Here is an 18,861-nt window from a genome sequence, read left to right as displayed (position 1 = left end):
TTTGTCGGGTCTCCGACACGACCCCTACATCCGGAAATGCTTGGACAGCTTCAGCCCCTGGCCCTGATAGTTCGACGCGATGCCCTGGCCGTACAGCGCGTCGGGCCGGGCCGACATCCGTTCATAGACGAGGCGGCCGACGATCTGGCCATGTTCCAGCACGAAGGGCGCTTCGTGGCAGCGCACCTCCAGCACGCCGCGCGAGCCCGCGCCGCCGGCCGCGTCATGGCCGAAGCCCGGATCGAAGAAACCCGCGTAATGCACCCGGAATTCACCCACCATGGCCAGATAGGGCGCCATCTCGGCGGCGTAATCGGGCGGGATATGCACCGCCTCGCGGCTGACGAGGATATAGAAGGCGCCCGGATCGAGGATGATCCGGCCCGAGGTCGAGCGAATCTCCTCCCAGAACTCGGCGGGATCATGGGCGCCGATGCCGTCGAGATCGACGACGCCGGAATGGGGCTTGGCGCGATAGCCGACAAGGCCGTCCCCGGCGGGCCGCAGATCGACCGAAAAGCCCAGGCCCTCGTCGATCACGGCGGGGCCGCCGGTCACCAGACGCGCCTCGGCATCAAGCGCGCGCAGTTCGTCGTCGGACAGCACGGCCTGGCCCGCGCGAAAGCGGATCTGGTTCAGCCGCTGGCCGGGCCGGACCAGCACCGAGAAAGAACGCGGGCAGATCTCGGCGTAAAGCGGGCCGCGATAGCCTGCGCGAATCCGGTCGAACTCGACCCCGCCATCGGTGATCGTGCGCGTCAGCAGATCGAGCCGCCCGGTCGAGCTTTTGGCATTGGCGACCGCCTGGATACCCGGGGGCAGGGCGAGGCGCTCCATCAGCGGCACGACATAGACGCAGCCCTTTTCGAGGACCGCGCCCTGGCTGAGGTCGATTTCATGCATCCCGAAATCGGCGATCCGGTCGGCCACCTTGCGGCCTTCGCCCGCCAGAAACGAGGCGCGCACCCGGTAGGCACGGTCGCCGAGCCGGAGATCGAGCGAGGCGGGCTGGACCTGGCCCGCATCGGGCGGGGCCGAAAGGCCGATGGCGCCGGTCTCGATCAGATGGCGGATTTCCTGTGCGGGCAGCACGCCGGGTGCGGTCATGGATCCCTCCCTCGGCCCGGCGCGGGGCCCCGAAAACACAACCGCCCGCGACCCCGAAGGGCGCGGGCGGATGGGGGAATTGGTCGGGCTAGCAGGACTTGAACCTGCGACCTTCCGCCCCCCAGACGGACGCGCTACCACCTGCGCTATAGCCCGACGTGGGGCGCTTCTTAGCATGTCTGACGGCGGGGGCAAGACAGAAATCCCGCCCGAAAGCGCCGTCAGTCCTGCGAGACGGCCTCGATCCTCCGGGCGACGTCGTTCAGCCGGTCAACGGCACCGCGAGCGGCCTCGGGATCGGCGGCAAGATGGCGCCGCAGCCCCGGTTGCAGCAGCTGGCTGCGGGCGGGCAGGCCTGACGCCGCGTAGGCGGGATCGTCGTCTTCGGGGTCCGCGACGGGCAGATCGGTCCCAAGCGGTTGCGGCTCGGGGTCCGGTTCCGGTTCCGGTTCGGGCGCCGGTTCCGGCGTGTCGGCGGCGTCGGCGGGCCAGTCGGACTCGGCAGGCGCGAGGTCGATCGGGGCCTCCGGCTCGGGGGCGTGGTCCGGTTCGACCGCGGGCTCGGGGTCGCGGGTCGGTTGCGGCAGAGGCTCCGCCATCGGCGGCGGAGAGGCCCAGGCGTCCGATTCGGCCAGGTCCTCCGCGGCGCTGTCCGGGTCCTGCCGGGGCCAGGGGGCATCGGCGATGTCGGGTGGAGGGGCAGGGCGCCCTGCCGGCGCGGCGGTCGGTGCAGGGACTGGTGCTGGGGCCGGTGCAGGGGCCGGTGTTGGCGCAGGGCGCCGCAGTTCGAGCCCGGGCAGGATCGCCTCGTCGGGTTCGGGCGGCGGACGCCGCCGCATCGGCAGCACCTCGGCCACCTCGGCCTGGGCATCGAGCGCCATCGGCGCTTCGGTGTCCGGCTCGTCGGTGTCCGAGAAGGCGCCTGCGATATCGACGGTTTCCTCGTCGTCGAGCGGCTGCGACAGCGCCGCGACATGTTTGACCCCGTCTTCGCGCAGGATCTTCTGCACGCCGCGGATCGTCATCCCGTCTTCATGCAGGAGCTTCTTGATGCCGCCCAGCAACAGCATGTCGGCCGGGCGGTAATAGCGCCGCCCGCCCGCCCGCTTGACCGGCTTGACCTGCGTGAACCGGCTTTCCCAGAACCGCAGGACATGGGCCGGGGTATCCAGCCAGGTCGATACCTCGCTGATGGTCCGGAAGGCCTCGGGAGACTTGTCCGTGGCCAATGCCGGTCAGCCCTTGTTGCCGGCCGCCACGCGGTCTTTCATCAGATGCGAGGGCCGGAAGGTCAGCACCCGCCGCGGATGGATCGGCACCTCTTCCCCGGTCTTGGGATTGCGCCCGACCCGCGCCGCCTTCGAGCGGATCGAGAAGGTCCCGAAGGACGAGATCTTGACCGTCTCACCCCGGACCAGCGCGTCGGACATGTGCTGCAGCACACTTTCGACCAGGGATGCGGATTCGTTGCGCGACAGACCGACCTCGCGGAATACCGCCTCGGTCAGGTCCATGCGCGTCAGCGTGTTGCCTGCCATGATCTCCCCCATTCTCTGACAGCAAATATTGAAACCCTTGGTTGCCAAAACCTTAGGTAGATTTGATTTTCCGTGTCAATACGGGGAACTTGACGGGACGGGCGAAGGTGGCACGCGAAGCGCGCCTACCAGCGCAGGACGACCGATCCCCAGGCAAGGCCGCCGCCGATTGCCTCGGTCACGACCAGATCGCCATCCTTGATCCGGCCTTCGTGCCGCCCGACCGACAGCGCCAGCGGAATCGACGCGGCCGAGGTGTTGCCGTGGTCCTGGACGGTGACGATCACCTTCTCCATCGGCAGGTGCAGCCGCTGCGCGGTGGCCTTGATGATCCTGAGATTGGCCTGATGCGGCACCAGCCAGTCGACATCGGTCCCGGCCAGCCCGGCCTTGTCCAGCGCGGAATGGGCGGTATCGGCCAGTTTCTCGACGGCATGTCGGAAGACTTCCTTGCCATGCATCACCAGATGCCCGGTGGTGCCGGTCGAGACCCCGCCATCGACATAGAGGATATCGCGGTGGCGCCCGTCGGAATTCAGATCGACCGCGAGAATGCCGCGATCGGCGGCCGCACCGGTGCCCTCGGCCGCCTCGAGGATCAGCGCGCCCGCGCCGTCGCCGAACAGAACGCAGGTGCCGCGGTCGGTCCAGTCCATGATCCGGCTGAAGGTCTCGGCGCCGATCACCATCACGCGGCGGGCCAGGCCCGAAGAAATCATCGCATTGGCATTGGCCATGGCAAAGACAAAGCCCGCGCAGACCGCCTGCACGTCATAGGCAAAGCCCCGGCTCATGCCCAGCCCGGCCTGCACCATAGTCGCGGCGGACGGGAAGGTCAGATCGGCGGTCGAGGTCGCCAGCACGATGGCGTCGATGTCGTCGGCCTCAAGCCCGGCATCGTCCAGCGCGGCGCGGGCGGCGGCGATGGCCATCTGCGAGGTGGTCTCGCCCTCGGCCGCGAAATGCCGCCGTTCGATCCCCGAGCGCGAGCGGATCCATTCGTCCGATGTGTCGAGCGTCGCCTCGAATTCGGCGTTTTCCACAACGCGCGCCGGAAGATAATGCCCGACACCCCGGACGATCGCCCTCGTACCCATTCCTACCCCTTACGCCCGCCGGCAAGTTCCCGGAGCGCGTCCGGTCCTGTCGCATTGCTGGCCGCGACCCGCGCGGCCAGACGTTCGGTGAAGCCCGACTGCGCCAGCTCGAAGGCGAGCTTGACCGCAGCCGACACGCCCGTCGCATCCGACGAGCCGTGCGATTTCACCACCGTTCCGTTCAGCCCGAGAAACACGCCGCCATTGGCGCGCCTTGGGTCCATTCTTTTCTTGAGACGCCTGAGCGAGGTATAGGCCAGCAGAGCCGCGACCTTCGACAGCGGCGTCGCGGTGAAGGCCTCGCGCATGAAATCGCCCAGCAGCTTGGCGGTGCCCTCGCCGGTCTTCAGCGCCACATTGCCGGTAAACCCGTCGGTGACGATGACATCGACCTTCGACGAGGGAATATCGCCGCCCTCGACGAAGCCGACGAAGCTGTAATTCGCCTGTTCGGCCGCGGCCTCGATCAGGTCATGGGCGGCCTTCAGCTCGGCCCGGCCCTTGTTCTCTTCGGTGCCGACATTCAGAAGCCCGACGCGCGGCCGGTCGAGCCCCAGCCCGTTCCGGGCATAAGAGGTGCCCATCAGCGCATATTGCAGCAGGTCGCGCTCGTCCGCGCGCACATCGGCGCCGACATCGAGCATCACGTTGAACCCGCCGGGATTGCGCGACGGCCACAGACAGGCGATGGCCGGCCGGTTCACGCCCGGCAGTTTCCTGAGCCGCATGATCGACAGCAGCATCAGCGCCCCGGTATTGCCGCAGGACACGGCCACCGTGGCCTCGCCATGGCGCACCGAGTCGATGGCCGACCACATCGAGGTGTCCTGGCCGTGGCGCATCACATGGCTGGGCTTGGCGTCCATGGTGACGACGCCATCCGCATGCCGGATCTCCACCCGCCCGCGCAGGGGCTTGCGTCGCGCGACCAGCTTTTCAAGCTCGTCGCGCTGCCCATGCAGAATGAAGCGGATGTCCGGATTCTTGGCTGCGGACAAGGCAATGCCCGCGACAACAGCCGCAGGGCCGCGATCGCCACCCATGGCGTCCACCGATATCACGGTGCGCGGGGCGGCGCGCAGCTCCTGGAGATGCTCTTCGGTCATGGAGAGACGCGCGCCTTTTGGGGCGGATTATGCCGCGTCTTCTTCGTCCAGGTCGATCTCGTCGGCTTGGGCCACGATCTCGCGATCGTCATAATGGCCGCAGGCCGCGCAGACGTGGTGCGGACGCTTCAGCTCGCCGCAGTTCGAGCATTCGGCCGGGTTGCCCGGGACGAGCGCATCGTGCGAACGGCGTTGGTTGCGGCGGGACCGCGTGACTTTATTCTGAGGGACAGCCATGTCTCAACCTCGGTCTGGAGGGGCCTTGGCCCGGTGTTCTTTCGTTGGGAACGCGCGTCTCTCAGCGCCCTTGGCGCGGCGTCCGATCCATCGTGCAAGCGAGGCCGGGAACATACTGCGATTCTGGTCGGGCGCAAGCCCCTTTCTGGCCCTGTCTTTCAGGTGCGAGGCGCGATTTTCCGTCGCGTTGCGACACCGGGGTATCCCGATCCCGAAACCGGCCCCGCAGCGCGCCCAAAGGGGCGGGGCGAGGTCGCAGGCCGGGGCAGGGCGCGCGGCAAAACCCGTCCGCCCCGATCAGTCGCCGCCGTTTTCGCCGTCCGGGCCGTGGTCGGTTTCGCCTTCCGCACGGTCGCGCAGCCGGGCCAGGGCGGCAAAGGGCTTGACCTCGGCATCCTGCATCGGCGCCGTTCCGGGCGCGGCAAAGCTCGCCTCGCCCAGTTCGGCCCCCTCGGCGCGCGGATAAAGCGGCAGCGCCAAGGCCAGCGCCTCTTCCATCACCCGCGCGAGGTCGAGCGTGTCGGGCAGCGGTTCCTCGCTGTCGTCCTCGGGCATCTCGATCTCGTCGCCCTCGGGCCGGGACGGCATGTCGGCGCGGTAAAGCCGCAGGACCGGACTGTCGATCCGGGTGCTCACGGGCGCCAGCGTGACGACGCAGGGCTGCACCACGGTGGCGCCAAGCTCGGCCTCGAGCCGCCAGTCGCGCGCGCCTTCGGGGCGGATCTCGCCCGCGAAGCGCAGCTTCTTCAGCGCGGAAAGGCCAAGCCGACCGGCGATCTCGCTGCGCTCGGCGGGTTCGGGGATCAGCGTGAAGGCGACCGGGTCGCGGCCTCCGCGGCGGTCAAGCCGCAGGGGCGGGTGGGTGCCTTTGGGCGTTTCAGCTGTGTTGGCCATGGTTCACGTTCCATTCTTGAACCCGGGGCATACGATCTGCTAAGCGGGATAGAAGTGAAAAACCCCTGTGACAAGAGGTTGCGATGGCAAGGCCCCGGGCAGTGCACGCCAAACTGGCGCTGACGGCCATTCTCTCCGCCGGTCTGCTGGCCTGCTCTCCGATCCAGCGCAGCCACGGCTATGCTCCGTCCGACGAGGATCTCGCCGGGGTCACGGTCGGTGTCGACACGCGCGACAGCGTGGCCGAACTGGTCGGACCGCCGACGATGGGCGGCGTGATGCGCGACGACGCATGGTATTACGTGCAAAGCGACTGGGAGACGGTCGGTTTCCGCGAACCCAAGGAGACCGAGCGTCAGGTCGTCGCGATCTCCTTCGACAAGGCCGGGACGGTCGAGAATGTCGAACGGTTCGGGCTGGAGGACGGCCGCGTGATCGCGCTGAACCGGCGTGTGACCGAAAGCAACATCAAGGGCGTCTCGTTCCTGCGGCAGATGCTGGGCAATATCGGCCAGTTCAATGCCGAGGACATCATCGGCGACCGTTAGGCGCGCGCCGCGTCCCGCCCGGGACGCGGCCGGGGGATCGGGCTCTGACGCTAGTCCGCGTCGGTGCCGTCTCCGGTGCTTTCCGGCGTGAAGTCGAGCGCCACGCCGTTGATGCAGTAGCGCAGCCCGGTCGGTGCGGGGCCGTCCGGAAAGACATGGCCCAGATGGGCCGCGCAGGCCGCGCAATGCACCTCGGTGCGCTTCATCAGAAGGCTCCGGTCGCTCTGCTCGCCGACCGCCTCGGGGCTGGCCGGACGGGTGAAACTGGGCCAGCCGGTGCCGCTGTCGAACTTGTCGGATTGCGCGAAAAGCGGGGCGCCGCAGCAGACGCAGGTGTAGGTGCCGGGCGCCTTCGGAAAGTCGTCATGCGAAAAGGGGCGTTCGGTCGCGTGCTTGCGGGTGACCCGGTAGGCGAGGTCCGACAGCTCGGCGCGCCATTCGGAATCGGGTTTGGAAACTTTCTGGGTCATTTGGTCTCGCGGGTCCTGTCAGGGTTCTGTCACATCTTGTGTGCTATCGGCCTTCGGACAATATCTAGGCGGGCGATCCAGTCCCGCCAGTCCCGTGGAGCCGTCACGATGCTGTCACTTCGCAAGGGCCGCTATGCCGCGCGGCTGGCCGAAACCCCGGCCGACATCCTCGCCGCGCAGCGTCTGCGCTATCTGGCCTTTCGCGCCACGGACACCCATCCCGAAGGGGCCGATGCGGATTGCTTCGATGCGGTCTGCCGCCATGTGCTGGTCGAGGAGACCCGCAGCGGCACGCTGGTCTGCTGTTTCCGGCTGCTGCCACTGAAGGGCGGGGCCGAGATCGGGCAAAGCTATTCGGCCCAGTATTACGAGCTATCCGCGCTCGAGACCTTCGACGGGCCGATGGTCGAGATGGGGCGGTTCTGCATCCACCCGGCCTGGCGCGACCCCGACATCCTGCGCGTGGCCTGGGGGGCGATGACCCGATTCGTGGATGAGGAGAAGGTCGAGATGCTGTTCGGCTGCTCGTCCTTCAAGGGCACCGAGGCCGAGACCTACATGGATGCCTTCGCGCTCTTGCAGGACCGGCATCTGGCGCCGAAACGCTGGCTGCCGAGGGTCAAGGCGCCGAACGTGTTCCGCTTCGGGCAGATGCTGCGGCGGCGCCAGCCAGATGCCCGGCGGGCGATGCTGGGGATGCCGCCGCTCCTGCGCAGCTATCTGGTGATGGGCGGCTGGGTGTCCGACCATGCGGTGGTCGATCGCGACCTCAACACGCTGCATGTCTTCACCGGGCTCGAAATCCGGGCGATTCCTCCCGCCCGCAAGCGGCTTCTGCGCGCCTCGGCCGGATAGCGCGCCCGGAATTTCGCACGAAATTCCGTGACCGGTCCCCGGCGCCGCCGCCCCGGGTCCCAAAATTCTTCGCCGAAGAATTTTGCCCGCCCCGCCCCGACCGGCGTTTCCCTCTTCTGCCGCTTGACCGGGGCAACCCGGCATCATACCCAGCGCTCATGGCCCGCGCACCCCTTCTTCAGCTGTCGTCGATCTCGCTCACCTTCGGCGGAGGCCCGGTCTTTGCCGGGCTCGATCTGGTGATCCAGGAAGGCGACCGGGTCGCGCTGGTCGGCCGCAACGGGTCGGGAAAATCGACCCTGATGAAGGTCATGGCCGCCCTCGTCGAGCCCGATTCCGGCGCCCGCGTGCTCTCGCCCGGCACCTCCGTCGGCTATATGGAACAGGAGCCCGACCTCTCGGCCTATGCCACGCTGGGCGATTTCGCCGCCGCGGCACTGGCCCCGGGCGAAGGCTATCGCGCCGAGATGGCGGCCGAGGGGCTCAAGCTCGATCTTTCCGCCCCGGCCGCCACCGCCTCGGGCGGCGAGCGCAGGCGGGCGGCGCTGGCGCGCCTGCTGGCCGCCGCACCCGACCTGATGCTGCTCGACGAGCCCACCAACCATCTCGATATCGAGGCAATCGGCTGGCTCGAGGCCCAGCTGGCCGAGACCCGGTCGGCCTATGTGCTGATCTCGCACGACCGCGCCTTCCTGCGCGCCCTGACCCGGGCCACGCTGTGGATCGACCGGGGCGAGGTCCGCCGCCAGGATCGTGGCTTTGCCGACTTCGAGGACTGGCGCGACAAGGTCTGGGCCGACGAGGACGAGGCCCGCCACAAGCTCGACCGCAAGATCAAGGCCGAATCCCGCTGGGCGGTCGAGGGCATCTCGGCCCGCCGCAAGCGCAACCAGGGCCGCCTGCGGGCACTGCATGCCATGCGCGACGACCGCTCGGCGATGATCCGCCGCCAGGGCACCGCGGCGATGGCGCTGGAGGCGGGGCCCAAATCCGGCAAGCGGGTGATCGAAGCGACCGACATCTCGAAGAGCTTCGGCGACCGCGTCATCCTCAAGCCCTTCTCGCTGCGCGTCCAGCGCGGCGAGCGGGTGGCGCTGGTCGGTCCCAACGGTGTCGGCAAGACCACGCTTCTGAAGATGCTGACCGGCGAGCTTGCCCCCGACAGCGGCGAGGTCCGGCTTGGCACCAATCTGCAGATGGCCGTTTTCGACCAGAATCGCGCGGCGCTCGATCCCGACATGACGCTGTGGGAAAGCCTGACCGGCGATCCCGAGATGCGGGTGTCGGGCAAGGCCGACCAGGTTCTGGTCCGCGGTCAGCCCAAGCATGTCGTGGGCTATCTCAAGGAATTCCTCTTCGACGACGCCCAGGCCCGCGCGCCGGTGCGGTCCCTTTCCGGCGGCGAACGGGCGCGGCTGCTGCTGGCCCGGATCATGGCGCGCGAATCGAACCTGCTGGTGCTGGACGAACCGACCAACGATCTTGACGTCGAGACGCTCGATCTGTTGCAGGAGCTGGTGTCGGACTTCGACGGCACCGTCCTTCTGGTCAGCCACGACCGCGATTTCCTCGACCGCGTCGCGACCACCACCGTCGCCATGGAGGGCGACGGCCGCGCGGTCGTCTATGCCGGCGGCTGGAGCGACTATCGCGCGCAGCGGGCCGAGACCGCCGGTTCCGAGCGGACCGGCGGGAAGTCCGCCGAAAAACCTTCCGCCGCGCAGGCCAAACCGGAACCCTTACGCCCGAAGAAGGCGCCGGGGCTCAGCTATACCGAAAAGCACCGCTTCGACGCGCTTCCGGCCGAGATCGCGCGGCTGGAGGCCGAGATCGCCAAGCTCGAGGAACTGCTCGACGACCCCGATCTTTTCACCCGCGAGCCGGTGAAATTCCGCAAGGCGACCGAGGCGCTGGTCGCGCGCCAGGAGGCCCTGTCCAAGGCCGAGGAAGACTGGCTGGAGCTGGCCGAAAAGGCCGAGAACGCAGGCTAGCCCGGTCCGGCGGCGGCACTTGGGTGCAGCACCGGCCGATAGCCCGCCGTCAGTGCCGCGACCGTCGGCGCCGGGGTCAGAACCGTGACCTCCCCGCCCGGGCGGGGGCGGGCCGCGCCATAGCCCGAGGCCTGCCAGGGCAGGGCGGCGGCGCCCAGAATCAGATGCGGGGTTCCCTCCAGCAGCACGAAGGTGCCGTCGGGCAGGGCGGCAGCCGGGGCCGTGTGGCGCCGCTGATCCCGGCTGGACGGGCAAAGCCGCGCCGCATGCAGAGCCGCATCGAGCGCTGTCGCCGTCCCGACCCCGAAGGCCTGGGCGAAGCGCCGGAAATCGGCGCGGCGGCACTCGGCGCAGGGCCGGTGCCCGGCCGCCAGCGCCACCGCCTCGTCCAGAAAGAAAAGCTCGGTATAGCGCCCCGGCGTCATCACCGCGCGGTGGCGGTCGCGAAACTGCAAAAGACAGCAGATCCAGGCCTTGTGGCGCCAGCGCGCCCGGCCAAGCCGCCCCTCGGCATCGTGCAGGCAGCCGCGATTGCCCATGAAGAGACCGCGCGCCGGGTCGGCCACGATCTCGCCCAGGGGCGTGACGCGGGTCTGCCGCGGGCTCATCTCATCCGAAGCCCCGCATCCAGCCGGATCACCTCGCCGTTCATGTAGCCGTTCTGCAGGATATGCAGCACAAGGGCTGCGTATTCCGCCGGATCGCCCAGCCGGGGCGGGTTCGGCACATCGGCGGCGAGCCCGTCCATGACCTCCTGACCCAGCCCCTCCAGCATCGGGGTGCGGAAGATCCCCGGCGCGATCGCCATCACCCGGATCCGGAGTCCGGCCAGATCGCGCGCCAGCGGCAGCGTCATCGCCGCGATACCGCCCTTCGAGGCCGCATAGGCGGCCTGCCCCTTCTGCCCGTCATAGGCGGCGATCGAGGCGGTGTTGACGATCACCCCGCGGCAGCCGTCGTCATCGGGGGCGTTCTGCGCCATCTCGGCCGCGGCCAGCCTGAGCACGTTGAAACTGCCGATCAGGTTGATCTCGACGGTGCGGCGAAAGCTTTCCAGCCCGTGCGGCCCGGACCGGCCCAGCGTGCGCTCGGCCGTCGCGATGCCCGCGCAGCTGATGCAGGCGGTGATACCGCCCATCTGCGCCGAGGCCTCGCCCACGGCCTGTTCGACCGAGGGTTCGTCGGTCACGTCGACCGGCTGAAAGCCCGCGCCGATTTCGGCGGCCAGCTCCATGCCGCGGTCGGTATCCCGGTCAAGAATGGTCACCGCCGCCTCTGCCGCGCAAAGCGCCCGCGCCGTCGCCGCGCCAAGTCCCGACGCGCCACCGGTGACGATGGCCCTCGTTTCGCTGATCTGCATCCGCCCCTCCGTTTGCCTCAGAGCTAGCGCCCGGCCGCGGGGCTTGTCCAGTGCCGGGCCGCCGCGACGGAGGGTCGCCATAGGATTGCGCCGGGTGGCGGGCGGCGATCCCCTGAGGCCCGGATCCGGCGGGGTGTCGTGTCGGTCCGGCCGGATGGGGGAGATCAGGAGTTGACGTGAGGTCTTAGCGTGAGCCAGTAATAATAAGAAAATAAACGATAAATAAGCTATTTCAGTTCGGGATGACCTCTTGCTGACAAGGCGCCCCTCGGGGCCACAGTCAACGGACCGGAACCCGCCTCCGCGACCGCGACGACCTCGATCCCGCCCCCCACGCAGACGACGGTCGCCGTACGGAACCCGGCGCGACACGGGCGCGACACGGGCGCGGCCTGGCCCGGTCCCTGGTCCTCCGGACGGGTTCCCCTTGACCCATCCGGAGCCGTTGCGGGCGGGATCGGAAGGACGATCCGGAGCAGCGGGCGGCCCCCTTGGCGCCCGGTCCCGGCATCGCCTCCCGCAGGAGACGACGGTGCCGCGCTACCAGTCGTGGCGGCGGCGCGCTGTGCGGATATCGCCCCGTGTCAGCCCGCTTTCGTTCCGCAGATAGTCGGGCATGCCTTCGAGGGGACGAAAATCTGCCGCCTCCGCATCCGGCGCCGGAGTCGGCCAAGAAAGGTCATGTCCTCCTCGCGCCGCGTCGGGGCCGGGGCCGGGGCGAAATGACAGGTGAGACCCGAAAAGAGAAGCTCGGTGAAGATTGGGGAATTCCTCGGAAAGAAAAGAGGTTGGATCAATTCGGCACGGCGGTCCTCCGGACCGGGCCAAGCACCGGCCGCGGTCTGGCGGCGGGCGCAGTGGCCGGGACCGCCAGAGCGACATTTTGCAGCCGCGCCAGGGCGCGCGGCCGGTCCGGGTCGACGGGCAGAAGATGCGCGAAGCTCACCCGGCGCAGCATGCCAAGCGTCTCGGCGTTTGCGACGATCCGCCTTTGTCCGCCGCGCCAGCGCATCGGGGACGCGGCGACCACGAGCCCGCCAATTCGGGCATGCAGGATCCGGGCCCCTGGTGAGAACCCCATCAGCAGCCGGGTGCCGCCAGAGCGTATCCTGTCGACCGGCAGGTCGCCGCCCGACCCCGGATCATCGCTGACCGCGAGCGTGTGGCCTTCGATGACGAGGGGCTGAGCGCCGATCGGCAGGCGATCCGCACCCGTCTCGGCGACGCCGCAGCCAGCTTTGCCGAGCTTGAGGATGCCGCACGGCGGCTGGGCGAGGTGTTTCTCGACGCGCTCGACGGGTCGGGCGAAGCGGCCTTCGCGTCATGGCTGGTGGCCGAGCGCGAGAATGCCGCGGTGATCCGGGCCGAGGTTCTGGAGCCTCCGGCCCGCCATCCGGACACCCCGCGCGGGGCCGTGCAGAACTGACTGCGGCTCCGGGAAGAGGCCGATCCCGTGGCGGCGCCGGGCCCATCTGCGCGAGCAGCGGATCGGCTTCTGCCGGGTGCGGGATGGGACCAGGAACGCCCATGGCACGGCGGGCGCCGGTCCGCCGCTGGCGAAGGCGGCCAACTGGCTGCCCCAAATCGAACATGACTGGAACGGTAAGCGCTGCATACTCTCTATGACGCCCGCGATTTCTGCTGAAGCGGGCCGGGCGACGGGCCGCGATGGCTGCGGTGTCTGGGAGAGTCGCGGTCCGGAGGGCGGGTATGCGGACAAAGTAGTCATGCCCCAAGATCAATCGTCCTGCCCGGTGCGAGGGATTCAAGGAATGCCGTGTCATGGCTGATCGCCAAAACTGCCCCATCATAAGCAGCCAGCGCAGCCTCAAGTGCTGTGATACCATCAAGATCAAGGTGATTGGTCGGCTCGTCCAAGATCAGCAACGGCGGCGGCGGGGTGGCTCCGAGGGCACAGGCCAGTCCAGCGCGCAGACGCTCGCCCCCGCTCAACTCTCCCGCGTAACGCAAGGTATCCGCGGCGCGGAAACCGAACCTGGCCAGTGCCGCGTGCGCGGTATGGGGATCAGCCAAGGGATTAAGGTGACGGAAATTATCGCGAAGGGACAGAGCGGTGTCGATCAGCTGGACATGCTGATCCAGCAGCGCAAATGGAACCGAAAGCGCCACGAGACCACTTTGCGGCACGATCTCTCCGGTAATGATCTTCAGAAGCGTCGTCTTTCCGCAGCCATTCGGCCCTGTAATGACAATGCGCTCGGGACCAATCACGGTCAGCGACAGATCACGGATCAAGGGATGATCGGGATCATGGCCGCCGGTCACCTTCTCCAGTCGCAGCACCGTTCTACTGGTGGCAAGGCCGGTTGGGGGAATGTCCATGCGCAAGGGTTGCAGGGGTTCGATCTTAACGCGGGCGGCGGACAACGCCTTATCTGCCGCCTCGCGCCGGGCATCGCGCAGGCGCACACCCGCACCGCCCGACGCCTCGGCCCGCCCCTTGGCGGCGTCCATCAGAATTTTCGGCTGATCGCCCCTTGCGCGCGCGCGGTGTCCGGCACTGTCCTTGCGGGCCTTGCGTTCGCTTGCCTGCTGCGCGCGACGGGCAGCGTCGGCGCGGGTTTTCTCCGCATCCGCGAGGTCACGCGCTGCCGCGTCCATCTCGGTGTCCTTCCGCTGCCGGAAATCGCTGTAATTCCCGCCATACCGGGCCGCGCCAAGCGAGGTGAGTTCGACGATGGCGTCCATTTCCTCCAGAAGCTCGCGGTCATGGCTGGCGATGATCGCACCCCCTGTCCACCCCCGGATGAGGTCGATCACCGCCTTGCGACCGTCCCGGTCGAGATTGTTCGTCGGTTCGTCCAGCAACAGAAAATCCGGCTCGGCAAAGATCAGGGCGGCAAGAGCGGCACGGCTGCGCTGGCCGCCGGATAGCGTCGCCAGGAGGGTCTGCGGCCCGACCGACAAACCACAGCGCAAAAGCGCCCCTTCCATCCGCGCGGGCAGGGTCCAATCCGCGTCTGCCAGTTCATCGGCATCGGCAAGCCCGGCCTCCGCCCGGTCAAGCAGATCGAGCGCGGATCGTGCGCCGAAAAGATCGGCGATGATGTCATCGGGCCGCTCCAACGCCTCCTGCCGCATCATCGCGATGGAGCCGGTCACGCGGACCTGCCCCGAAGCGGGATGCTGATCACCAGAAATCAGGCTAAGGAGGGTACTCTTGCCGATGCCATTGCGTCCGACGATGCCGGTACGCTCCGGGCCGAAAGTCAGGTTGAGATCGGTAACAAGGGGCGCGTCGTCAGGCGTGGACCAAGACAGGCCGGAGAGGGAAACGGATGCAGGCATGGGACAGAACTTCTCGCAGCAAAATCGAAGGGGCGAATGCGGCGAGGTTCAGGTCCATGTTGATGGCATCTCCAGTTCCAGGATGTCTTAAAAAATAGTGGTCGCTCGGTGATTTTGCAAGCCAGAGCCAACGGAGCTTCCCCGTCGACTCCGTGGAAAAACACCTGTTCGCGACCGCAGCAATTCCCCGCCTGAGGCGGCCGTGAATGCCTTTCCTGTCATGCTTTCCCCAGTTGCTGCGGTGCGGGAAGGATCTTGGCCAGTTTCCGGAGGTTCTGGACGGTTGCGGCAAGCAGGAATTCGTCATTTGCGCCGCATGGGCCGCGTAATCGAAGCCTGTTCAGGCCGAGGATGCGCTTGAGGTGGGCAAAGAGCCTCTCGACTTTCTTCCTCGGCTTCATCGAGATCACGTATTGGTCGGTCCTGGCGATCTGGCGGGCAACCTGTCGGGCGTCTTCATGTTCCTCGCGGGTGATCTTGCGAGCATCCGCGTTCGGGCAGCACATGGCCTTGGATGGGCAGGCTTGGCAGACCTCTTTCAGGGCGCGATAGCGGGCGGTCCCCTTGCCGGTCGGCCCGCGGGTGGGGTCGGAATAGTTCCGGCGGACCTGCTTCAGCTCGTGCCCCTCGGGGCAGATGTATTGGTCGTTCTCTGCATCCCACTCGAAGTCGGCGCGAGTCCAGGTCCCATCATTGCGCCCCGACTTGTCGATGACGGGGATATGCGGGGCGATCTTGCGATCGACCAGCCAGCCCCGCATCGGCCCGGTGCCGTATGCGGTGTCCGCGATCAGGCGTTCAGGGTGACGGTCAAACCTGGCCTTCACGCGCCTCAGCATGGTCTTGGTTGATCCTGCTTCGGCCTGCCGGATCGACCCGTTCGGCGGGAAAACGATCCCCCGGATCGTTTTCTGCTCCGCCTCACCTTCCACGTCCACGATGACACCATGGTCCGTGTCGATCAGGTAATTGTCAGAATAGCCGAAGAATGCCGGGCCTTTCCGGGCCGCGGTGCACAGGCTCGCCGGGTCGGAATGCGAGGTGAACTTGGGCTGGACCTCGCTTGCCGCGCCGAATGCGGCTTGGTCCAAGACGTCCGGATACTCGCGAACGGCTCGGGGCGCATCAGCGGGATTGATCTGCCTCGCGTCCCAGTCCTCCTTCGGCGATGAGTTCTGCTTGTTCGCATCCGCTTCGATAAGGCTGGCATCAACTGCCATGCGCTGGCCGCTAACCAGCCCCTCGTCGATGCACCGGGCCAAGGTGGTCTCGAACGGATGCCGCAATAGCTCGCTGTCACGGAACCGACCGTGCCGGTTCTTCGAAAAAGTCGAGTGATCCGGGACCCGGTCACTGAGGTCCAGGCGGCAGAACCAACGGTAAGCGAGGTTCAGATGCACCTTTTCGCAGAGCCGCCGTTCCGACCGGATGCCGAAGCAATACCCCACCAACAGCATGCGGATCAGCAACTCCGGATCGACAGACGGACGACCCGCATGGCTGTAGAAATCGGCGAGGTAAGCACGGATGCCGGACAGATCCACGAACCGGTCAATCGAGCGCAGAAGGTAATCTGGCGGGACATGATCTTCCAGCGAGAACTCGCAGAACAGCGCCGGCTGCGCCTCCTGCCGCGGTCCCATCAGTGCCGATCCTCCCACCCAGTGAGGGAATTGAATCAGCCGAAGACACCTCGATCAAGCACGAGTTTTTCAACGGAATATGCCGATAGCCGACGTTCGACACCTCAAGCCCGCGCCGCCCGCGGATCACGGAAGCGGCCATTCGTGGTCGCCGCGGCGAGAGCAGTCTCGGCGCGATCCTGGCCACCGGGAATTGCGCCCTTGTGGCCCCCCGGGACGGCCTCGGTACCTGATCTTGGCAGGGCTCGGTCCTGTCCCGTCGGCCAGCCTTGCCGCCCCTCAAATCGGCACGCTGCCGCCAATGCCCGCGCCTCCCAAAGCGAACGGCAGTCGGGGGGTGTCACGGCACGACGTGCGCCACCACTTTCGCGGTATTGAAAAGAGGGTATTTCATGAGTGACTTCTTCCGTCAGGACGCCCGCATGGCCCTGATTTCCACGGTGCTGGGGCAGGACGTCCTGGTGCTGCGCCGGTTCGAAGGCAAGGATTTTCGTGCGCTTCTATCCCGCACAGGCCGCGGCCAACGCCCGCCGTTTCCTTCGCGATCTGGAGCGCGCGGCCCCGATGAAGATCGCCCGCGTGCTGACCGATAACGGCAAGGCTTTGACCGACCGCCTCTTCGGCCTGCGCAAGCGCGTTGCAACCGGACAACACGCGTTCGACCTCCTCTGCGCGGACCTCGGCATCGAGCATCGTCTCGCGCCGCCGATGCGGCCGCAGACGAACGGCATGGTCGAGCGGTTCAACGTCAGGAACGAGGATGTCCCGCAGCGCCAGCGCATCCAGCGTGGCGAGGACCTTGAGCAGACCCTCCTGCGCTACGCCCAGCTCTACAAGAAACAGCTCCCGCAATCAGCCCTGAAGGGGCAAACCCCCGTCGGACCCCTCAGGGACTGGCGACGTCACAGGCCCGAGCTGTTCAGGAAGCGCATCTGCAATCTCGCGGGATGTGACAGCTAGGCGGAATGCTTGCGTAACGCAGGCATGATCCGATGAAACAGAGGAAAACTCCGATGAGTGATAGCTGGGAAATCTTACCAGAGAGCGGATTGGGACCTTTGCGCTTTGGCATGTCCGAAGCCGAAGCTCGGCCCATCGCGCAGCCACTCTACGGCGAAATCGAGGCGGAAGGGCCGGCAGGTCTGCAAAGCAATGATGAAGTCTACCGGGTTCTCCTCGAAACCATGGGAGAAGAGGCGGCCCGTGAAGCGATAGGAACGCTTGAGAAAAGCGGTGTGGACCTGCAGCCCTCCCGTCGCATCAACTTTGTCTCCGGACTGATGCTCGATTTCGTCGAGGATGGTCTCGATAGCATCATGTGCCATTCTGCGGCTTTCCCCTTGCACGTCGGCAACAAGCCTTTTTTCGGAGTTGATCCGCTGCCTGCCCCGCGGCAGTTACAGCAGCTCAACGGAGAGCCCCCTTTCGTGAAGGGCCCCGACTGCTATTTCTCGAACATCGAAGTCACGGCGTTCGAATGCCTGCTGCTGATGCCGGGTGTCGGGTTCCGTGCAACGCGGGAAGGAACGGAAGAGGCCGGACAGAAGACGATCGGTTGGCAGAGAAAGCAGCGGACGCCGCCTGAGGACCTGACAGGTCACGTGCGTCTTGATCTTGCCACTTGAGCGAAATCGCTCCAGCTCTTTATCTGATTAACGTGATGGCTGAAGACGCAAACAGGGACCACACAACCTTCTATCGAGGTGCGGCGCTGGACCGGCACAGGTTCGCGGCTCTGGCGAGTTCAGACGGAAGCTACAGCCCGAACCGGCCGTTTTCCTCCAGCACCGATGTGGTGGAGTTCGATCTGCGCACGGGCGCGTGGCAGGAGATTGCCCATCGCAAGTGGTTGGGCGTGGGCGTCGCGCGGTGGCCAGGCGCGGGAGCGGCCGGAGCGGCAGGGCTCATGGTGCTGTCGCAGCGGGGGGATGAGAGGTGGTTCGGTTGATCTGAACAGGTTCCGGGGGGCCAAGTGGTTTTCCGCCTCGGTTACGCCGCCACCGCTTGGGGGCATTGGCTCGCGGAAGTCGGCCTGATCGGGGGGGGGCGTCAAGCGATGAAGGCGGGTGGCGGCCATTGTGGAAGGTCAGATACCGGCCGATCCGGGTCCGGGCTTCGGACACGCTGGCATAGGCGCGCAGGTAGACCTCTTCGTATTTGATGGTCCGCCACAAGCGCTCGACGAAGACATTGTCCCGCCACGCGCCCTTACCATCCATGCTGATCTTGATGTCGCGGGCGGCCAGCACCTTGATGAACTCGCTCGAGGTGAACTGGCTGCCCTGATCGGTTTTGAAGAACTCGGGCGCGCCGTGACGCACAAGCGCCTCTTCCACAGCTTCCATGCAAAAACCGGCCTTCAGCGTGATCGACACGCGCCAGGCAAGGACGCAGCGGGGGGAACCAGTCCAGCACGGCGGCGAGGGAGATGAAGCCCCGCGCCATCGGGATGCAGGTGATGTCCATCGCCCAGACCTGGTTGGGCCGCGTGATCGGCAGCTTTCTCGGAAGATAGGGGCAGATCTTGTGCCCGGGTGCGGGTTTCGAGGTGTTCGGTCGGCGATAGAGAGCCGCGATGCCCATCCGTTCCATCAGCGTGGCAACATGCAGTGGCGTTGTTGCGCAAATCCAGGGGATTCATCTCGTGAATCCAGCATGCTAGCCGGGCAGCATGAGCAGACCTCCGAAGCCGACCTGCAAGACGAT

At 66.9% G+C, this 18,861-nt stretch carries 17 protein-coding genes, 1 tRNA gene and 2 pseudogenes; 6 read left to right on the top strand and 14 right to left on the bottom strand.

Going from position 1 to position 18,861, the window contains the following annotated elements; all coding sequences use genetic code 11:
- Positions 1-24: 24 nt before the first annotated feature.
- The 8 genes from C8N38_RS13410 to C8N38_RS13375 all read right to left on the bottom strand — a co-directional run bounded on the left by C8N38_RS13410 (position 25) and on the right by C8N38_RS13375 (position 5,979).
- Positions 25-1,107 carry a 2'-deoxycytidine 5'-triphosphate deaminase gene (locus C8N38_RS13410; RefSeq protein WP_108027680.1) on the bottom strand — a complete coding sequence of 361 codons (1,083 nt, stop codon included), beginning with the start codon at positions 1,105-1,107 and terminating at the stop codon, positions 25-27.
- 80 nt (positions 1,108-1,187) lie between these two features.
- Positions 1,188-1,263: transfer RNA gene (locus C8N38_RS13405), tRNA-Pro, on the bottom strand.
- A 65-nt stretch (positions 1,264-1,328) separates the two neighbouring features.
- On the bottom strand, positions 1,329-2,336 hold the full coding sequence (locus C8N38_RS21990; RefSeq protein WP_245895753.1) for a MerR family transcriptional regulator: 1,008 nt from the start codon (positions 2,334-2,336) through the stop codon (positions 1,329-1,331).
- 6 nt (positions 2,337-2,342) lie between these two features.
- The gene (gene ihfA, locus C8N38_RS13395) at positions 2,343-2,645 is read right to left on the bottom strand and encodes an integration host factor subunit alpha (RefSeq protein WP_075787578.1); all 303 of its coding nucleotides are present in this window, start codon (positions 2,643-2,645) and stop codon (positions 2,343-2,345) included.
- A gap of 125 nt (positions 2,646-2,770) precedes the next feature.
- Complete coding sequence (locus tag C8N38_RS13390; RefSeq protein ID WP_108027679.1) at positions 2,771-3,742, bottom strand: beta-ketoacyl-ACP synthase III; 972 nt, start codon at positions 3,740-3,742, stop codon at positions 2,771-2,773.
- Between the two features lie 2 nt (positions 3,743-3,744).
- Positions 3,745-4,848, bottom strand: coding sequence for a phosphate acyltransferase PlsX (plsX, locus tag C8N38_RS13385; RefSeq protein ID WP_108027678.1), 1,104 nt, complete (start codon positions 4,846-4,848; stop codon positions 3,745-3,747).
- A gap of 27 nt (positions 4,849-4,875) precedes the next feature.
- Positions 4,876-5,085: a 50S ribosomal protein L32 gene (gene rpmF / locus C8N38_RS13380; RefSeq protein ID WP_108027677.1), complete on the bottom strand. Its 210-nt coding sequence runs from the start codon at positions 5,083-5,085 to the stop codon at positions 4,876-4,878.
- Positions 5,086-5,382: 297 nt separating this feature from the next.
- Positions 5,383-5,979, bottom strand: a complete 597-nt coding sequence (locus tag C8N38_RS13375; protein WP_108027676.1) for a YceD family protein — start codon at positions 5,977-5,979, stop codon at positions 5,383-5,385.
- Between the two features lie 101 nt (positions 5,980-6,080).
- On the opposite strand from C8N38_RS13375, the gene C8N38_RS13370 reads away from it, so the two are divergent.
- Positions 6,081-6,527, top strand: coding sequence for an outer membrane protein assembly factor BamE (locus C8N38_RS13370; RefSeq protein ID WP_342750304.1), 447 nt, complete (start codon positions 6,081-6,083; stop codon positions 6,525-6,527).
- Between the two features lie 50 nt (positions 6,528-6,577).
- Here C8N38_RS13370 and msrB read toward each other — a convergent pair whose 3' ends face one another.
- Positions 6,578-6,997, bottom strand: coding sequence for a peptide-methionine (R)-S-oxide reductase MsrB (gene msrB, locus C8N38_RS13365; RefSeq protein ID WP_108027674.1), 420 nt, complete (start codon positions 6,995-6,997; stop codon positions 6,578-6,580).
- Between the two features lie 108 nt (positions 6,998-7,105).
- Here msrB and C8N38_RS13360 point away from each other — a divergent pair, with 108 nt between their 5' ends.
- Together C8N38_RS13360 and C8N38_RS13355 are read left to right on the top strand one after the other, a co-directional pair.
- Positions 7,106-7,852 (top strand): GNAT family N-acetyltransferase, encoded by a 747-nt coding sequence (locus C8N38_RS13360; protein WP_108027673.1) that lies wholly within the window; start codon positions 7,106-7,108, stop codon positions 7,850-7,852.
- A gap of 158 nt (positions 7,853-8,010) precedes the next feature.
- Positions 8,011-9,843, top strand: a complete 1,833-nt coding sequence (locus C8N38_RS13355; RefSeq protein WP_108027672.1) for an ABC-F family ATP-binding cassette domain-containing protein — start codon at positions 8,011-8,013, stop codon at positions 9,841-9,843.
- Here C8N38_RS13355 and C8N38_RS13350 read toward each other — a convergent pair.
- Both C8N38_RS13350 and C8N38_RS13345 read right to left on the bottom strand, forming a co-directional pair.
- A complete protein-coding gene (locus C8N38_RS13350; RefSeq protein WP_108027671.1) occupies positions 9,840-10,451 on the bottom strand; it encodes a hypothetical protein in 612 nt (203 codons plus the stop codon). The two genes, C8N38_RS13355 and C8N38_RS13350, sit on opposite strands and share 4 nt — an antisense overlap.
- A complete protein-coding gene (locus C8N38_RS13345) occupies positions 10,448-11,203 on the bottom strand; it encodes an SDR family NAD(P)-dependent oxidoreductase (protein WP_108027670.1) in 756 nt (251 codons plus the stop codon). Before C8N38_RS13345 ends, C8N38_RS13350 begins: the two co-directional genes overlap by 4 nt.
- A 1,162-nt stretch (positions 11,204-12,365) precedes the next feature.
- Between C8N38_RS13345 and C8N38_RS13335 the strand changes: the two genes are divergently transcribed.
- Positions 12,366-12,629, top strand: coding sequence for a hypothetical protein (locus tag C8N38_RS13335; RefSeq protein WP_108027668.1), 264 nt, complete (start codon positions 12,366-12,368; stop codon positions 12,627-12,629).
- 299 nt (positions 12,630-12,928) lie between these two features.
- On the opposite strand, the gene C8N38_RS13330 is transcribed toward C8N38_RS13335, so the two are convergent.
- On the bottom strand, positions 12,929-14,512 hold the full coding sequence (locus C8N38_RS13330; RefSeq protein WP_108027667.1) for an ABC-F family ATP-binding cassette domain-containing protein: 1,584 nt from the start codon (positions 14,510-14,512) through the stop codon (positions 12,929-12,931).
- 218 nt (positions 14,513-14,730) lie between these two features.
- A complete protein-coding gene (locus C8N38_RS13325) occupies positions 14,731-16,158 on the bottom strand; it encodes an IS1182 family transposase (RefSeq protein ID WP_108027821.1) in 1,428 nt (475 codons plus the stop codon).
- A gap of 483 nt (positions 16,159-16,641) precedes the next feature.
- On the opposite strand from C8N38_RS13325, the pseudogene C8N38_RS13320 reads away from it, so the two are divergent.
- Both C8N38_RS13320 and C8N38_RS13315 read left to right on the top strand, forming a co-directional pair.
- Positions 16,642-17,115 (top strand): annotated as a pseudogene (locus C8N38_RS13320) (integrase core domain-containing protein); the annotation flags it as partial.
- Between the two features lie 53 nt (positions 17,116-17,168).
- On the top strand, positions 17,169-17,780 hold the full coding sequence (locus tag C8N38_RS13315; RefSeq protein WP_108027666.1) for a hypothetical protein: 612 nt from the start codon (positions 17,169-17,171) through the stop codon (positions 17,778-17,780).
- A gap of 383 nt (positions 17,781-18,163) precedes the next feature.
- On the opposite strand, the pseudogene C8N38_RS13310 reads toward C8N38_RS13315, so the two are convergent.
- Positions 18,164-18,765, bottom strand: a pseudogene (locus tag C8N38_RS13310) (IS3 family transposase); the annotation flags it as partial.
- Positions 18,766-18,861 lie beyond the last annotated feature (96 nt).

Source organism: Rhodovulum kholense (assembly GCF_003053725.1).
GTDB lineage: Bacteria > Pseudomonadota > Alphaproteobacteria > Rhodobacterales > Rhodobacteraceae > Rhodovulum > Rhodovulum kholense.
This window is presented reverse-complemented; position numbering and strand designations above follow the sequence as displayed.

Bases quoted from the DNA above. Each gene is read 5' to 3' on its own strand.
- C8N38_RS13345 (WP_108027670.1), bottom strand. From the start codon at position 11,203: ATGCAGATCAGCGAAACGAGGGCCATCGTCACCGGTGGCGCGTCGGGA.
- C8N38_RS13315 (WP_108027666.1), top strand. From the start codon at position 17,169: ATGAGTGATAGCTGGGAAATCTTACCAGAGAGCGGATTGGGACCTTTG.
- ihfA (WP_075787578.1), bottom strand. From the start codon at position 2,645: ATGGCAGGCAACACGCTGACGCGCATGGACCTGACCGAGGCGGTATTC.
- C8N38_RS13410 (WP_108027680.1), bottom strand. From the start codon at position 1,107: ATGACCGCACCCGGCGTGCTGCCCGCACAGGAAATCCGCCATCTGATC.
- C8N38_RS13375 (WP_108027676.1), bottom strand. From the start codon at position 5,979: ATGGCCAACACAGCTGAAACGCCCAAAGGCACCCACCCGCCCCTGCGG.
- msrB (WP_108027674.1), bottom strand. From the start codon at position 6,997: ATGACCCAGAAAGTTTCCAAACCCGATTCCGAATGGCGCGCCGAGCTG.
- C8N38_RS13350 (WP_108027671.1), bottom strand. From the start codon at position 10,451: ATGAGCCCGCGGCAGACCCGCGTCACGCCCCTGGGCGAGATCGTGGCC.
- C8N38_RS13330 (WP_108027667.1), bottom strand. From the start codon at position 14,512: ATGCCTGCATCCGTTTCCCTCTCCGGCCTGTCTTGGTCCACGCCTGAC.
- C8N38_RS13360 (WP_108027673.1), top strand. From the start codon at position 7,106: ATGCTGTCACTTCGCAAGGGCCGCTATGCCGCGCGGCTGGCCGAAACC.
- plsX (WP_108027678.1), bottom strand. From the start codon at position 4,848: ATGACCGAAGAGCATCTCCAGGAGCTGCGCGCCGCCCCGCGCACCGTG.
- rpmF (WP_108027677.1), bottom strand. From the start codon at position 5,085: ATGGCTGTCCCTCAGAATAAAGTCACGCGGTCCCGCCGCAACCAACGC.
- C8N38_RS13355 (WP_108027672.1), top strand. From the start codon at position 8,011: ATGGCCCGCGCACCCCTTCTTCAGCTGTCGTCGATCTCGCTCACCTTC.
- C8N38_RS13390 (WP_108027679.1), bottom strand. From the start codon at position 3,742: ATGGGTACGAGGGCGATCGTCCGGGGTGTCGGGCATTATCTTCCGGCG.